Below are 15,215 nucleotides of genomic sequence, written 5' to 3' on the forward strand. Positions count from 1 at the left end.
CTCATTTGTCTGACAGCACCGCCGCAAGTGTAAAAGGCGGCCCTGAAGCTGACTTCAACAGGCCGCCCATGGTTGATCGAGCCACGCGCTGCGCCACAACAAGCGAAAGGACCCAACCGCTTGTAACGGCAGTTGCGATCCCCAACCAGACACCCCAGACGCTGAAATCCAGCACGCTGATGAACATCCACACGAAGAACGCGACACCGAAGCCTTGTCGGTAGATGCTGATCCAAAGCGTCCAGATAGGTTTCTTAAGCGCCTGAAGGAGCGAGTTGATCGAAAACAGCATCATATAAATAGGGAACAAAAATGCGTCGACCCGCAAATAACTGAAACCAACGCGGATGACTTCTGGATCGTCCGAAAACAGCGACATCGCCTTTCCGCCACCAAATAGGAGGATTGGGGTCGCAATCAGGGTCATCGCGAACCCAGTTTTCCAACAGAACAGCACTGCCGCGCGAACGCGATCGAAGTCTTGAGCGCCAAAATTCTGTCCTGCGATCGGCAGCAAGGCACCTGTCATTCCAAGAACTGGAAGCAGCAGAATTTGCTCGATCCGCAGCGCGATACCGTATGCTGCAACCGCGTGCCCACCAAATTCCTTGAGCGCGAATTGCACTACAAAGCCTGACACAAACATAACCATCATCGCTGAACTAGCGGGGATCAGTTGCCCAATGATCTGCATAAAGCTGGCGCGGTCTGGCCAGAATGCGGCGAGGTTAACTGAACGCATCATCTCAAGTTTCAGAATGCGTGTGATGATAAAGATCATGACGCCTGTCTGGCTGATGATCGTGGCGACAGCGATGCCGTTGAACCCGATACCGTTCCAAATGCCGTCGATCCCAAACATCAAAAGCGGGTTCAGCCCGATGTTGGCAAGAAATGCCACCATCATGGCCCGCTGCATTGTGCGGCTATCACCATGTGCTTGCAAAATACCGTTGCCGCCGTAAGCGAGAAAAAAACCGGGTAAGGCAAGGATCAGAAACTTGAAGTAACCTAAAGCTGCATCTCGGTATGCACCCGGTTCAGAAACAAGGTTGATCAGCAATGGTCCGATGAACCAACCGATGACCATTGACACAAAAGTCGCGATTATGCCAAAAGATAGACCCTGAGCGGCAAGGCGTTGGGTCTGGGAATTGTCACCGCTGCCTTTGGCATTTGAGACCAACGCACTGAGTGCGGAACTGAGGCCAAAGCCAATGGCCATCAAGACAAAGAAAGCTTGGTATCCGATTGCAAGGCCAGCTTGCGCGTCTGTCGAAAGTCGCCCTGCCCAATAAACGTCGACGACGTTATATAACGTCGCAAACAGCATTCCTAATGCAGCGGGGATTGCAAGAGTACGGAAATGGGTCGCCATCGCACCCTTTGTCAGATCTTCAGTTTGCATCAGGTATCACTAGCTTTCAGGCGTCGCTCGAACCAGCGCACGCCAGCAGAAACAATGAGGATTAGGACAAGATATTCCAGAACCAAAATGGTATAGATTTCGAGGGGCCGGTATTCTGATACAACCAACTCGTTGGCCTTGCGTGTCAATTCTTGCAGTCCGATCACGGAGACCAGCGACGACATCTTCAGCATATACACGAGCTGGTTACCCAACGCAGGCAGGATACGCCGGATCGCTTGAGGTAAGATAATATACCGCATCGTGTCGCGGTAATTCAGGGAGACAGACTGCGCCGCCTCGTATTGGCCGCGTCCGATGGACTGGATGCCTGCGCGAAAGATCTCAGCTTGAAAGGCACTGTCGCTGAGGGCCAAAGCTAAAACACCAGCCCAAAACACGCTAAGTGTGATGCCCGAAACTGTAGGGAGACCGTAGTAAACCCAAAGGATCAACACGAGTATTGGCACTGAGCGCACTATTTCGACATAAGTTCGGTTAAACATACGCCAGCCGCGTTTTTCCGATAGGCCTGGAAGGGCAACGAGAAGGCCCACAACGACTGAAATCAAGATCGCCGTAACCGAAATCAAGATCGTGTAGTAGGCGCCAAAAGCCATAAATTTTAGATTAGTCCAGCCCGACGATGTTGTCGGGTCGACCACATACCAGCCCCAATTGCCGGAACAGCCTGAGAGTAGAAGCAAGATTGAGGTAAGGATCAAACATTTCTTCATGGTCATTCACCTAATGGTTCAAGATTTGTTTGATGAATTTCTCAAAACGCTTAGATTTAGGCGCGTTGAATACGTCTTGCGGTGCGCCAACTTCGACGATCTCGCCTTTGTCCATAAACACCATCCGATCAGCGACACGGCGGGCGAAACCCATCTCGTGTGTGACGACAATCATGGTCATACCGCTCGACGCCAGTTCGGTCATCACGTCAAGGACCTCTGCGATCATTTCAGGATCCAATGCCGATGTTGGTTCATCGAACAACAATATCCGTGGCTCCATACAGAGCGACCTGGCAATCGCAACACGTTGTTGTTGACCACCGGAGAGCTGGCGCGGAAATTTATCAGCCTGTTCAGAGATCTGCACCCTTTCAAGGTAAGTCATGGCCCGTTCACGTGCTTGGATCTGCGTCAGTCCAAGAACACGGCGGGGTCCCAGACACAGGTTGTCCAAGACTGTCAGGTGCGGAAAAAGATTGAACTGCTGGAAAACCATGCCAACATTGCTACGGACTTTTTCAAGGTTAGCAGGGTCAGCTGTTAGGGTCGTGCCATCGACCACAATGTCGCCAACTTCATGTGCCTCTAGGCCATTGATACAGCGGATCAAAGTAGACTTGCCTGATCCCGAGGGACCACAGATGACAACGCGCTCACCTAGGGCCACATCTAGAGAAACGTCCTTGAGTGCTTGGAAGTCCCCAAAGAACTTTGATACGTCGCGCATTGATATAATGGTCATGGCAGCCGCGCTCCTATTGGTCTTACAAAACAACGACATGTTGCAGATTTTTATTATTATGTCACGCCATCTGCATTTCCTATTAGCGCTACCGTCCTAAGTTCAACATAGTACTTTGAAAGGGAAACCAATGAAATTCTTCAAAATAGTCGCTGCTGCGGCCCTCCTCGCGACAGGTGCCGTACAGGCATCTGCACAATCTGCCTTGGACGAAATCCTATCTGGAGGCGTTCTTAAAGTAGGCACAACGGGCGACTGGAACCCGATGACGATGCGCGACATCGCAACAAATTCATATGTTGGCTACGATATCGATGTCATGACCGCGCTAGCCAATGATTTGGGTGTCGAAATCGAATTCGTACCGACAGACTGGAAAACTCTGGTCGCTGGTGTGACGTCTGGTCAATATCACATAACAGGATCGGCGTCGGTATCGCCAGCCCGTGCCAAGGCAGCCGGTTATTCCGACAGCTATTTTTCGCTCATGACTGTGCCACTTACATTGCGAGAGAACGCCGATCGTTTTACCAGCTGGGATGATTTGAACGTTGAAGGCGTGTCCGTGGCTGCAACGCTTGGCACCACCCAAGAAGGACAAGTCAAACAGTACTTCCCCGAAGCAACACACCGCATCGTAGAAGCGCCGGCTCGCGATTTTCAAGAAGTTCTGTCAGGCCGTGCGGATGCTAGCATCACATCAAACATCGAAGCTGCTACGCTTGTTGAGCAATATGAAAATCTGATTATTATTCCAGTCGATGCTGGGCGTTCGCCAACACCGGTTGCGATGTTGTTACCGCAAGCAGATCAGGTTTGGATTAATTATGTAAACACATGGATCGGCCTCAAGCAGGAACAAGGTTTCTTTGACGATCTTGGCGAGCAGTGGGGTTTGAACGCCGAATAATCCAATCCTGACGACTAAGGCATTTGGGCCAGTCCAACGCGGCTGGCCCTTTGCATTTCTGCTACTCGGAGGTTCTACATGCTGACAATTTATTCGGTTCCTGTTGCGGTCTATTGCGCAAAATTGCGCATCATGTTGCGTTATAAATCCATCCCGTTTGAACAACTACCCCCACCGGGCGGATACGGGTCAGATGAATACCGTGCAATCGTTCCGTCTGGCAATCTGCCTGCAATGATCCACGACGGGTTCATGTTGTCTGATTCCGAAGCAATTGCTGAATATCTGGAAGAAACATTCCTTGATATGCCAATGCTGCCAAACACTGTGAAATTACGCGCAAAAGCACGCGAATTCAGTCGGTCACACGATACGCGTTTGGAACCCGCGGTGCGGGCAATCTATCCGCAAGTCGCGTACCTTACCCGTGATGCAGACGCGGTGCAGATAGGAGGGCTTACAATCTCCAAACACCTGTCATCCCTCGCATTGTTATTGGAAAAAAATCCCATGGACACGAACAAGCTGTGGCTATGTGATTGCGGATTTACAGTAACTTTTGCTTGGATCAGGGCGTTTCAGGATGCCGTCAATCTTCCAGTCGAATGGCCACAGATCGTGACTGACTACGAGATGCGCCTTAAGGAATTCGAAGTGGTTTCTAGCGAATTGGAAGCCTACCGTCCTGCGATGGACGCGTATTTGGAAAAAGCCAAACCCGCCTAGACGCACAACGGGTCAAAGCAGGACGACATGTCCAAGTCGGTTGATCGCTCAATGAAGGTGTAAGGTAAACACCAAGGGAACCCCCTTGTTTGGGCCCGGTTTGATCTGGGCTTCTTGTGCGAAGCTGTTATTTGGCCGGCGTAATGGGTTTGGATTTTATGATGAGCTAGGGGCCGCGGAGACATAATTATCAGCACGGCCTTGATCAAGCAGCGTCTTTTGCCTCGGCCTCGGCGGTTTTAGCGTTGATCATGTCCTGATAGGCCCACGGCATGAGATCGTTTATACGGTTTGCTGGATGGTCCTGGATGCGTTCCAGCACCCAAGCAAGCCAGGCTTCGGGATTTACCTTGTTCATCTTGGCTGTCTCAATGAGGGTATAGGCGATGGCGGCAGATTTACCGCCTGCTTCTGATCCCATGAAGAGATAGTTTTTACGGCCAACGGCCACAGGGTGCACTGCGTTCTCAGCTGTGTTGTTGTCCAACTCAAGAAAGCCGTGATCGAGATAGGGACGTGCCTTGGGCAGGCGGGCAAGCGCATATTTGATCGCCTTGGCCAGCGGCGTCTTGCTGGAGATTTTACCCAGTTGCTCTTTAAGCCAGACCTCTAGGTCGTCAAAGATCGGTTTGGCGTATTCCTGACGCAGGGCCACGCGTTCAGATGCTGGCAGGAACCGCGCTTGTGTCTCAACATCATAGAGCTTTTTAATCCGCAGCACAGCTTCGCCAGCTACAGGCAGCTTTGTGCTTTCATAAAGATCAAAGATCTCACGTCGCACATGCGCGATACAGGCCATCTCTTTGATGCGTCCCGTTCGGTACGCGTCATTATACCCAGCATAGGCGTCCGCATGGGCAAAGCCTTCATAGGTAGCCGGTGGCGTCGTCGAACACATTCTGGCCCGGCTCAATGAAGGCGGCGTTCGGCATCTGGATGAGACCGGACTTCGTGTTGATGGTAAGCTGCACTGGCTGCACTCAATCAGCGATCTCGCCTTCACGCATTATCGCATCAGCGCCAAGCGCGGTGCTGTTCCATCCTTCCTGACCGGCGGGACAATTGTTCATGACCACTGGAAGTCCTATTACGCCCATATGAGTGGGGTGGACGCGCACGCCCTGTGCGGGGCGCATCATTTACGGGAACTCAAGGCCATCGAAGAAATCGAAAAGGAGCCGTGGGCGTGCGCGATGAGCGTGCTGCTCAACAGCGCCAATCAGCTCAAGTGCGCGGCTCAGGGGCGAGGCGAGACCGAACTCCCCACGTCGGTTCACCACGGCATCCTCACCAAATACATGGCGATCCTCACCGAGGGCCTCGCCTTCCATGAGCGACAAGACCCACTGGCTAGACGCACTGGTGCGCGAGGCCGAAAAGCCAGGCGGCCAGGCCATAACCTTCTGGTCCGCTTGCGCGACTACCGTGATGACGTCCTAAGGTTCCTTACGGACTTCACAGTTCCCTTCACCAACAATCAGGCCGAACGGGACCTGCGCATGATGAAGTTGCGCATGAAAATCTCGGGAACTTTCCGCACCCTCGAGGGCGCGCAGGTCTTCGCTGACATCAGATCCGTCATCTCGACGGTCAGAAAACACGGGGGCAATATCCTCGAAACACTCACCCTATCACCACAACAGATCATCGCTCGGCTCTAACGTCGCAAGGGCAACACAAAACCCGATATCCGATGGGGTCCTTGGGAGTTACGAAAAAAGGCCTGATCACACGATCAAGATCTGCGCCCCAAAAGCGCAAGTGTAATTTTTCCAAGGGGCATGCCAAGGGATGGAAATATAGGGATTACAAAGATATTGTGGTTGGCGAGCGTGTGCAGATCGATCATATGACTGCCACGAAGAACGGCGTCACGTGCAAACACTTTCAAGCCTGGGAGAGGTGTAGCAAGCATATCCACGCGCAAGTTTATTCGAATGCCACGGCACGCTCTGCCAAACGGTTTTTGCAAGAACTCGTGGAAATAGCTCCCTATAAGATCATCTCAATTCAAGTCGATGGCGGGTCTGAGTTTATGGCCGATTTTGAGACAGCGTGCGAACAGATGGAGATCCCGCTCATTGTGCTGCCGCCAGCAAGGCCAAAATACAACGGTGGTGTCGAGCGCGGTAACCGCACCTTCCGCGAAGAGTTCTATGCATGTCGTGATCTCATTGCCGACAGCATAGGAGCGATGCGGTTTGAACTTCGAAAAGCCGTCGATAAATACAACACATTCAGGCCTCATCATGCCTTGAAAGGCAAGACACCAATGGAGTACATTCGAATCACTCAGGCCAAAGTCGTGTGAGTCTCAAAACACCTGAACCTATACATGGGAGAGACTGTCGTTGACCAAAACGCCGAACTGAGACATGATTCAAACGTGTCGAGATACCTCGATGCGACAATGATCTGACGCCAAATCAACCAATCGTTCCGCGCATAGGACGTTATCACTGACGATACAGGCGGGCTTTCCATAGACGCGCACAAGCGCATCCAGCTCGCGTGCCGCCCTCGCACCAGAGATGCTGGTGTCGGCCATCCGTTGCCCGGCAGGCGATTGAAAAGCAATCTGCCGAGAGGGGGCACAGGTTCTCGCGACAGCAATCGTCATTCACGGCCAACATACGGAACTTGCGTGATGCGCCAAAGGTGTCGGACACAAAGTCCAGCGATCCCGCTGACCGGCAGGTGATTGCAAGCAATCACCGAGAGGGGGCGCTCGCCAGGACGCAAAGCCACTGGCATCGACGTGCGCGATCCCCGCGCACGTTTGCGGCCCCTTCGCCGCCTGACGCCAAGCTTTTCTTCAGTATAGAGGCGATACAGCTTCTTGTGATTCATGGTCATTCCTTTGCGTTCCAACAGCACGCCGATCCGGCGCTTCTCGGTGATTGTTAACAATCACCTGTCAGCCAATGGATAGCCGAACCGACGCCGCTTGCTGGCAATCGCCTTCATCTCTTCGCGAACCTCTGGATTATCTCCCTCTCACCGAAACTGCGTTTCGACTGCCGGGCAGCGGGACGGCTCATCGCGCCGGACGGTCTTGGGATCGACACCGACCAGCCTGCACGCTCCGCGTTGTGAGATATTATGATCGCGCATTGCCTTGCGTGCTGCAGCCCATCGCACGTTCGGTGTCGTAAGTTTTTTTCAAGCAAATCTTTCAACACAACATTGTCCAACATGGTGTCTGCCAAAAGGCGCTTCAGCTTAGCGTTCTCATCCTCCAGCGATTTAAGGCGGTGGGTGTCAGAAACGTCCACTCTCGGGACATCGCTCCACGATACCCTGCAGTACAGTGCATGCCAGCCTTTGAGCCTAGCGCTGCATAATGCGGTTCTAGTTCGGTCTCTGGCGTTTGGCAGGATTCGCAGGGAATAGGGGCGCATGGGCGATAAGGTCACGCGTTCCGTGGGAGCGCGGAAGTGGCGACAGGTTAACCAAGTATGGGAATATAGAGGGTTATTCTGATCCGCGTGCGTCCAAGTGCGGCCCTGACACGATTTGGCGTCAGGGCCGCACTGCTAGATTTTAGGACTTCGCGCGCGACTTGCGTGGAGCGGCGGTGCCACCCTTTGCGGCCAGTTGGCGGGCACGGTTTTTCTTGCTCGACGCTTTGCCCTGTGCCGGCGATCCGCCAGCGTTGGTTTTCGCATCTTTGCCTGCGTAGGGCTTGCCAGCTGGTTTGCCCGCATAGGGTTTGCCGCCAGACTTGTCGTCGTAAGGTTTGCGCGCCTTGATCGGTTCGATTGTGTCGTCAGAGGCTTTGTTTTTATCGTTCTTGCCTGCATAGGGCTTTTTGGTGTCGTATTTTGGCTTGGCACCCACTTTGGGCTTTCTCGGCTTTGGCGTGGATGTATCGTTCCAATCCACAGGCGTGGTGTTGCCGCTTGGTTTGAGTTCTGGTTTTTCGAAAGGTTTTTCCGCAGCCGGTTTAAAATCGGATTTATCTTTCGCCTTATACGCAGGCTTGTCCTTGTTTTTGTAGTCCGGCTTATCGCCAGACTTGTAATCGGGCTTGCCGCCAGACTTTGGACCATCATAGCGTGGTTTTGATTCTTTGCGGGCGGGGCCACGCTCAAAGCTTGGCGGGTTGGCAACGCGTGTCAATGGAGCGCCGTTTTCCAGTGTCATATCAGAGCCGAGCGCGGCGGTGAGGGTTTTTACAGACGCCTCACGGACCTCGATATAGGACGTGTCCGGTTGGATGCGGATCGCACCGATGTCGTCCTTGGTGATGTTGCCCATTTTACAGATCATCGGCAGGATGCGGCGCGGTTCAGCGCCGGCGTCGCGACCACCGGGCAGAGAGAACCAAACGCTTGGGCCAAAGGCTTGGCGTGGCTTTGCAGGCTCGCCCACGTCAGACAGCTCTTCTGGTGCGGTGTGCTTTTCACGGTAAAGACGCAGGTAGGCCGCGGCGAGTTGTTCTGGCGCGAAGCGTTCGGCCATCGTCGCGACCATCGCAGTTGCCGATTCTTCGACGTCGGCGGACCAATCGGTGTCTTCGAGCATGCGTTCTTCGTCTTTGGCGGTGACTTCGTCGGCGGAGGGCGCATCGGCCCATGTTGCCGTTAGTTTGGCCCATCCCAACAGACGCTCAGCTTTTTTGCGCACAGCTGGTGGCACGATCATTGCGGATGTGCCTTTGCGACCGGCGCGACCGGTGCGGCCAGAGCGGTGCAGCAGCGTGTCTTGGTTGGTCGGCAGTTCAGCGTGGATTACAAGGTCGAGGTTGGGCAGGTCGATGCCACGGGCTGCAACGTCAGTGGCCACACAAACCCGCGCACGGCCATCGCGCATGGATTGCAGCGCGTGGGTGCGTTCGGTTTGGGACAATTCGCCCGACAAGGCCACAACGCTAAAGCCACGGTTGGACAGGCGGGTGGTCATGCGGTTGACGGTTGCGCGGGTGTTGCAGAACACGATGGCATTTGGCGCCTCGAAATAGCGCAGCACGTTGATGATGGCGTTTTCGGTATCGCGCGCCGACACGCGGAAGGCGCGGTATTCGATGTCTGCGTGCTGCTTTTCGCCGGTGGTGGTGGCGACGCGTTCTGCGTTGCGCTGATAGCGCTGCGCGAGTTTTGCGATGGACGCAGGCACGGTCGCAGAGAACAGCAACGTCTGACGGTCTTTTGGCGATTCATCGAGGATGAATTCAAGGTCTTCGCGAAACCCAAGGTCGAGCATTTCATCGGCTTCGTCCAGCACAACCGCCTTCAGGTTGGACAGGTCGATGGATTTGCGCATGATGTGGTCGCGCAAACGTCCCGGAGTGGACACAACGATATGCGCACCACGGCCAAGGGCACGGCGTTCGTCGCGCATGTCCATGCCGCCAACAGTCGATGCGATGACTGCGCCAGTCTTTTCGTACAGCCATTCAAGTTCGCGTTTAACCTGTAAGGCCAATTCGCGTGTCGGTGCGATTACCAAGGCTAGCGGCGCATCGGCGCGATCAAAGCGTTCAGCGTCTCCGAGCAGGTTGGGCGCGATGGCAATACCAAAGCCGAGCGTCTTGCCCGATCCAGTTTGCGCAGAGACCAAAAGGTCGCGGCCTTCCAGCGCGGGATCGCCGCATGCTTCTTGGACGGGGGTGAGCGTGTCGTAGCCACGCGCTTCGATGGCATCAGCAAGAGCCTGTTTCACGAGATTTCACTTTTCTACATTGGGGTTTGGGCGCAGCCCCGATGGGCACGCGTCATTGTTTGACGCGGCCTTAACCTGTTGGAGCGCGCTTGTATAGGGCGCTTGGGTGGCAATCTGGTATGCAGTTTAGGGCGTCAACCCGTCTGCACGACACGCCGAAACGTGCGTGATTGCCACAATGGCCAGCCGATTATTTGGCTGATGGTGACAAATCGCAGCTCGCGCGCGGTCAGCCCGTCGAGGGTCTGGGGCATGGCGTCAATCGTGCCGCGGTGGATGTCGTGGCTTAGAACGATGCTGCCTTAATGGGTGTGCTGAAGGATGCGGTTGGCGACGACGCTGGTACCCGGTCGTCGCCAATCTTGTGGGTCGACAGACCACAGAATTGTCGGCAAGGCCCGCGTGGCGTGAAGGCCTGTGCGTTGGCTGCGGGTAAATGCGCCGTAGGGCGGGCGAAAAGTGACCGGTGGGCGACCGGTGACCTGAAAGATGGCATCCGTGGTGCGGTCAATTTCACTGGCGACGGTCGATGCGCTCAAGCGATCCAGAAACGGATGTGTGTAGCTGTGATTGCCAATCTCGTGGCCTTCTTCGGCGATGCGCCGCGCGATTTCAGGGTATTGCACCACGCGGTTGCCAATCAGATAGAACGTGGCGCGAATGTCGCGTTCGCGCAGCATATCGAGAAGGCGCGGCGTGTTGGTGGGGTGTGGCCGATCATCAAACGTCATGGCAACCACGGGAGACGGTGTGCTGACGGCGGTTATCGTCGCCGCATCCGTGTTGATGATGTCGTCTGGCAGGGCAATCAACGCCCGCGCCGAGGCTTGTGTGCCGCTCATTGTAGCGGCGCATGCGCCAAGACCAGCCGCCAATGCGTGGCGGCGCGAAAGTAATACCATTTGATCCCCCCAGGGATTTATCTGCAGACTCGACGACAGCTGGCGGTATTTCGCACTGAAATTAAAGTATTTTTTGTAAAATCGTGGCGGCGCAGGGCGCGCACATCACACACACACTGCATCTTGTGGGGGTTGATGTGTGAAAAGCTGCGATTGTGCTTCGCTTGTGGCTTGACGGGGTGCGCACCCGTCCCTAGAAGCCAAGCACGTTGATGCAAATCAGCGGACAGTGGGCGGTTGTAGCTCAGTTGGTTAGAGTACCGGCCTGTCACGCCGGGGGTCGCGGGTTCGAGTCCCGTCAACCGCGCCACCGCTGTCCCTTTGGTCCCTAGGTTTGGGACCCGTTGGCCCAGGACTTGGGCTCCCTTGGTTCGGGGTTACGAACCAAGTGCGCGGTTGTAGCTCAGTTGGTTAGAGTACCGGCCTGTCACGCCGGGGGTCGCGGGTTCGAGTCCCGTCAACCGCGCCACTTTTATCTTCATAAAATTATCGGCAAATCAGTGGCTCATTGCCGCCACATTTGCTGTTTAATGATTCTCCAAAATATAGTGCAGTAATGAGCTGTCGCAGTTTTGAGGCTTCGATGATGACCTATGAAATGGCAATGTTAATGAACTGGCTACTGGTGGCGTCCGGTTTGCTTGCGTCTGATCTGTTCAGCGATTTGTTCACCAGCAGTTCTAATGATGCGTCTGACGACGACGTGGACGTTGAGCCGATCCGCGAACTGACCCTGCTCGGACTGGGGGATAATACATTTGTCGGTACCGACGCGGATGACAGTGTTTTGGGCCAAGCGGGAAATGATACGATTTCTGGCGAGGGCGGCGCGGACGATATTGAGGGCAATACCGGCGACGATTTCATTTCTGGCGGTTCGGGCAACGATATTTTGGCCGGTGGCAGTGACACTGACAAGATCTTTGGTGGCGACGGCGACGATATTTTGTCGAGCGATCGTTTAGATGAGGATGCGGATTGGTCACGCGGTGAAGATGAAATCTTGCATGGTGGCGCGGGCGACGATCAGCTGTACTTTTCGGATGGCGATGAAGCGATTGGCGGCACTGGTGCCGATACGTTTGGCATGATCTTCTCGGATGAAGGCAGTGCGCAAATTTCCGATTTTAACCCCGAAGAGGACAATGTCGTTCTTTATGTCGACGACCTCAGTGAGGAGACATCGCTGATCATCAGTTATTTTACTGATGAGGATGCTGGAAATACCACTGTATCCTTGGACGGCACCCCGACGTTGGTTTTTGACGGTGTGTTTACGCCAGAACAGCTCGCGGTGACGCTGGCGGACACTGATTCGAATGATTTTTCCACCGCGCCATAATGCTCCCACCTTAGGGACTACGTCATGGAGTTGATGAGGGTCGTGTGCGTGACAAGACTGTTTCGTTGCCGGTTGCGTCCCTGAAGGGGCGCAGCAGCTGCGTGGGTGCAGCTGTATTCGTAAATAACTAAATGTGGGTTTCCCGTTTGAGCGCACAGCCTGCACGCGGGGCCAATGGTGCATAAACACGCAGGCTGTGGTGCGCCCTAAACCTGTTGGAGGGCGCGGCCGTTGCGGTTGTGGCGCGCGATCAATTTGATCTGTTCGCGCCGCGCCGGAATGAGAACTGCTGGGGCAGGAGTTATGCCCTGCGACAATTCTGGAAGCAGCGTCAGGATTTCAAGGCGCGCGTCGTGCGACAATGCTTCCATCGCGGCGGGGCCTGCAAACAGGCTTTCGGTGTGCGCACCGTCCGCACAGATGACTTCGTGTTCGTCAAATAACAGGTGGAAATAAGTGGTGGGCCGCACGGTCGTGTCCACGTCAATGCCGGGCAGGTCGGTGAGGCGAATTGCGCTGACCAGCACGTCACGCACACCGAACATGCGCTGTGCGATGATAGATGACACCATCATGCGGTGTTGGCGCGACACACGCATGTCACGCGCAGGCACGCCGTGCCCAAGTGCGTCGGCACGGATCAACACGGGACGAAGTTTTTCATTTTTGGTCAGGTCGTCCGCCGTTAGCGATTTACAGCCAATCCAGCGCAGTGGGCGCGCGCCATTGAGAGTATCGACAATTGATCCCGCGCGCAGGTCTTGCACCAATGTTGGCCCGTTCGGGGTATCGATTAGCGTGTCTTTCGTCAGGCAAACCATGATGGAGATGTCATCAATCAGAGCGCCGTAAGAATCGTTCGGGCCGATTTCGGTGAACGTGAGTGTATATTCACCAGTCGTCGGAAACGTGACGGGGAAGGTGAACGTCTGGAATGTCTCAGTTGTGGGCAGGATCGTGGTCTCAAAGATGACCGCGCCGACGTTGTCGGTAATTTGAACGGTAAACCCATCCTCACCCGCGATCGTTTTTTGTGAGCGCAAGGCGGCTTCAAATACAAGATCAGTGGTTTGGCCTGCAGCGACGCTGAACGTTTGTTGCATCACTGTGGTCTGGTTCGCGCCACCGTTCATTTCTGCAACGCTGTCGTTGGATCCGTTACTTTGATAGGTATTTTCCGAATACGTGGTTTCCAGATCGGTGCCGGACCACCCGAAGTTGGCGTCGCCAGGGTTTTGATCAAATGATCCGTTTACAATAACATTTGTTGGCATCGATAAGCACTCGCAGGTTGTGGCACACGGTTAAGATGCAATGGTTGAGCCTGCGCAATAGGGTACGTAATCGTTGATAAAATGGCGTCAACAGCGTTTTAGTTTGGTGATAATAAGGCTGGGTCAGAAGAGCGCACCCGGGACGTTTCCCGTCAGGGTTGTCTGGCCGGATACGCTAATTGGCGGATCGTGCCTGCGCAAAGGCGGCCCGCAGCAAGGGGTCTTCGCCTGCCAACAGGGGCGCGGCGGTGATCGCAAAGGCGATGTCGGGCGGGACGCCGACGGCTTCAAACGATTGGCCGTCCAGTGTGCGGTAGGTCTGATGTGACAGTCCAAGGTCCCAACCGTTTGCCAGTTTGAACCCCAGAATGTCGGACAACCCGCCAGAGGTGGTCTGGCCCATCGTGGTCACTTGTGGCAGGTCGCGCAGCGCCATCGTCAGGATTTCTGCGGCAGACCCAGTGAGTTGGCTGGTCAGCACGATCACGGGTTGCATCATCGGTGTTGCGTCAAACGGCTGCAGCGTGGCTGTGAACGGCGCGGATTGGCCCGACCCGTCGCGGGTGGTTTTGGTGAACATATCCAACGGGGTGTCTACGAAATGGCTGGCGACGCCAACGGACACTGAATCTGATCCGCCTGGATTGTAGCGCAGATCGATGATGAACGAATTGGCGTCTGCCATGCCGTCCGTGACCTGTGCAAACGCCAGTGCCATGGCGGTTTGGCTTGTGGTGCCAAACGGTGTGTCGATGTCCATATGCCGGATCAACACATAGCCGACCCCGTCGGGCAGCAGGACGTATTCAATGCCCGTTAGGTCAACGGCGGTGAGGTCCGTGCCAAGCGTGTCGCGTGCGATTTGTGTTAGGGTATCGCGGTTGAGAGGATCCACCAGCCAGTCAGGCCCCTGCGCAGGAGAGACATAGCCGATGGGCGCGCCGATCTGGACGTGACCGTCATCAAGGCCCTGCAAAGTGTCTGACAGCAGCGCGAGGAGAGCGCTGTCCGTCATCGTGTCGCCAACTGCGGGCGCGAATGCGCGCCGCGCATCCCAATCGACGCCGTGCAGATCAAAAAACGCGTAATGTTCATCCATGGCCGACCACAGGGAGTCGAACACGGCGCGCGGGGTGGCGTTGGGATCGGCGGGGCCGCAGGTGTCAGGCAAGGCGTCAATACGATCAAGGATCATCGGGTCAAGCGAGCCATCCACTGTCAGGTGCAATTGGGTGTCAATCACGGACACAGTTGCGCCTTGGGTCAGTTCGACAAGCTTCATATGGGCGGGGAACGACAGCTGATGCAGACAGGCCACGCTGGTTTCTGAATACATCTTGGCGGTAAACGGCGATAGCGTGATGATCGTGCCGCCGGATTGCGCCCGCCAGACACCGCGTTCGTCGCCGTTTGGCATGTAAAAGACCCATGTCACCGCGATGGCTGCAACAAAGGTGGCAATCACAATCCAGATTTGGTTGAGAAGGCGTTTCATCTACAGGCCTCG

General features: G+C 55.0%; 12 protein-coding genes, 2 tRNA genes and 2 pseudogenes. 7 read left to right on the forward strand and 9 right to left on the reverse strand.

Translation table 11 applies throughout. The features are described 5' to 3' along the window. Nucleotide 1 precedes the first annotated feature (1 nt). Genes OA238_RS06155 through OA238_RS06165 form a run of 3 tightly spaced genes read right to left on the reverse strand, consistent with a single transcriptional unit; the run spans nucleotide 2 to nucleotide 2,890 of the window. Nucleotides 2-1,408 carry an MATE family efflux transporter gene (locus OA238_RS06155; protein WP_015494518.1) on the reverse strand — a complete coding sequence of 469 codons (1,407 nt, stop codon included), beginning with the start codon at nucleotides 1,406-1,408 and terminating at the stop codon, nucleotides 2-4. Further along, complete coding sequence (locus tag OA238_RS06160; RefSeq protein WP_015494519.1) at nucleotides 1,408-2,145, reverse strand: amino acid ABC transporter permease; 738 nt, start codon at nucleotides 2,143-2,145, stop codon at nucleotides 1,408-1,410. Before OA238_RS06160 ends, OA238_RS06155 begins: the two co-directional genes overlap by 1 nt. Nucleotides 2,146-2,155: 10 nt before the next feature. Further along, nucleotides 2,156-2,890: an amino acid ABC transporter ATP-binding protein gene (locus OA238_RS06165; RefSeq protein WP_015494520.1), complete on the reverse strand. Its 735-nt coding sequence runs from the start codon at nucleotides 2,888-2,890 to the stop codon at nucleotides 2,156-2,158. A gap of 130 nt (nucleotides 2,891-3,020) precedes the next feature. Between OA238_RS06165 and OA238_RS06170 the strand changes: the two genes are divergently transcribed. Both OA238_RS06170 and OA238_RS06175 read left to right on the forward strand, forming a co-directional pair. Next, nucleotides 3,021-3,800, forward strand: a complete 780-nt coding sequence (locus OA238_RS06170) for a transporter substrate-binding domain-containing protein (protein WP_015494521.1) — start codon at nucleotides 3,021-3,023, stop codon at nucleotides 3,798-3,800. Nucleotides 3,801-3,878: 78 nt separating this feature from the next. Further along, nucleotides 3,879-4,526, forward strand: a complete 648-nt coding sequence (locus tag OA238_RS06175; protein WP_015494522.1) for a glutathione S-transferase family protein — start codon at nucleotides 3,879-3,881, stop codon at nucleotides 4,524-4,526. A 205-nt stretch (nucleotides 4,527-4,731) separates the two neighbouring features. Here the strand turns inward: OA238_RS06175 and tnpC are convergent, their stop codons facing one another. After that, nucleotides 4,732-5,439: an IS66 family transposase gene (tnpC, locus tag OA238_RS06180; RefSeq protein WP_420806481.1), complete on the reverse strand. Its 708-nt coding sequence runs from the start codon at nucleotides 5,437-5,439 to the stop codon at nucleotides 4,732-4,734. A gap of 19 nt (nucleotides 5,440-5,458) precedes the next feature. Here tnpC and OA238_RS29810 point away from each other — a divergent pair, with 19 nt between their 5' ends. Together OA238_RS29810 and OA238_RS06190 are read left to right on the forward strand one after the other, a co-directional pair. Then, complete coding sequence (locus tag OA238_RS29810; RefSeq protein ID WP_245581521.1) at nucleotides 5,459-6,187, forward strand: IS66 family transposase; 729 nt, start codon at nucleotides 5,459-5,461, stop codon at nucleotides 6,185-6,187. 53 nt (nucleotides 6,188-6,240) lie between these two features. Continuing rightward, a pseudogene (locus OA238_RS06190) lies at nucleotides 6,241-6,837 on the forward strand (integrase core domain-containing protein); the annotation flags it as partial. Nucleotides 6,838-6,978: 141 nt separating this feature from the next. Here the strand turns inward: OA238_RS06190 and OA238_RS29815 are convergent. The 3 genes and pseudogenes from OA238_RS29815 to OA238_RS06210 form a co-directional block, all read right to left on the reverse strand. Beyond that, nucleotides 6,979-7,801, reverse strand: a pseudogene (locus OA238_RS29815) (transposase family protein); the annotation flags it as partial. A 268-nt stretch (nucleotides 7,802-8,069) separates the two neighbouring features. Beyond that, nucleotides 8,070-10,190, reverse strand: a complete 2,121-nt coding sequence (locus tag OA238_RS06205; protein ID WP_015494526.1) for a DEAD/DEAH box helicase — start codon at nucleotides 10,188-10,190, stop codon at nucleotides 8,070-8,072. A 302-nt stretch (nucleotides 10,191-10,492) separates the two neighbouring features. Further along, complete coding sequence (locus OA238_RS06210; protein ID WP_015494527.1) at nucleotides 10,493-11,092, reverse strand: polysaccharide deacetylase family protein; 600 nt, start codon at nucleotides 11,090-11,092, stop codon at nucleotides 10,493-10,495. Nucleotides 11,093-11,325: 233 nt separating this feature from the next. Here OA238_RS06210 and OA238_RS06215 point away from each other — a divergent pair. The 3 genes from OA238_RS06215 (at nucleotide 11,326) to OA238_RS28740 (ending at nucleotide 12,434) form a co-directional block, all read left to right on the forward strand. After that, nucleotides 11,326-11,402: transfer RNA gene (locus OA238_RS06215), tRNA-Asp, on the forward strand. A gap of 82 nt (nucleotides 11,403-11,484) precedes the next feature. Further along, nucleotides 11,485-11,561 (forward strand) — tRNA-Asp (locus OA238_RS06220). 114 nt (nucleotides 11,562-11,675) lie between these two features. After that, nucleotides 11,676-12,434: a calcium-binding protein gene (locus tag OA238_RS28740; RefSeq protein ID WP_015494528.1), complete on the forward strand. Its 759-nt coding sequence runs from the start codon at nucleotides 11,676-11,678 to the stop codon at nucleotides 12,432-12,434. A gap of 206 nt (nucleotides 12,435-12,640) precedes the next feature. On the opposite strand, the gene OA238_RS06230 is transcribed toward OA238_RS28740, so the two are convergent. Further along, the gene (locus OA238_RS06230; RefSeq protein ID WP_015494529.1) at nucleotides 12,641-13,708 is read right to left on the reverse strand and encodes a Hint domain-containing protein; all 1,068 of its coding nucleotides are present in this window, start codon (nucleotides 13,706-13,708) and stop codon (nucleotides 12,641-12,643) included. 175 nt (nucleotides 13,709-13,883) lie between these two features. Next, nucleotides 13,884-15,203: a S41 family peptidase gene (locus OA238_RS06235; protein WP_015494530.1), complete on the reverse strand. Its 1,320-nt coding sequence runs from the start codon at nucleotides 15,201-15,203 to the stop codon at nucleotides 13,884-13,886. Nucleotides 15,204-15,215: the final 12 nt, after the last annotated feature.

The organism is Octadecabacter arcticus 238 (assembly GCF_000155735.2).
In the GTDB taxonomy this organism is placed as follows: Bacteria; Pseudomonadota; Alphaproteobacteria; order Rhodobacterales; family Rhodobacteraceae; genus Octadecabacter; species Octadecabacter arcticus.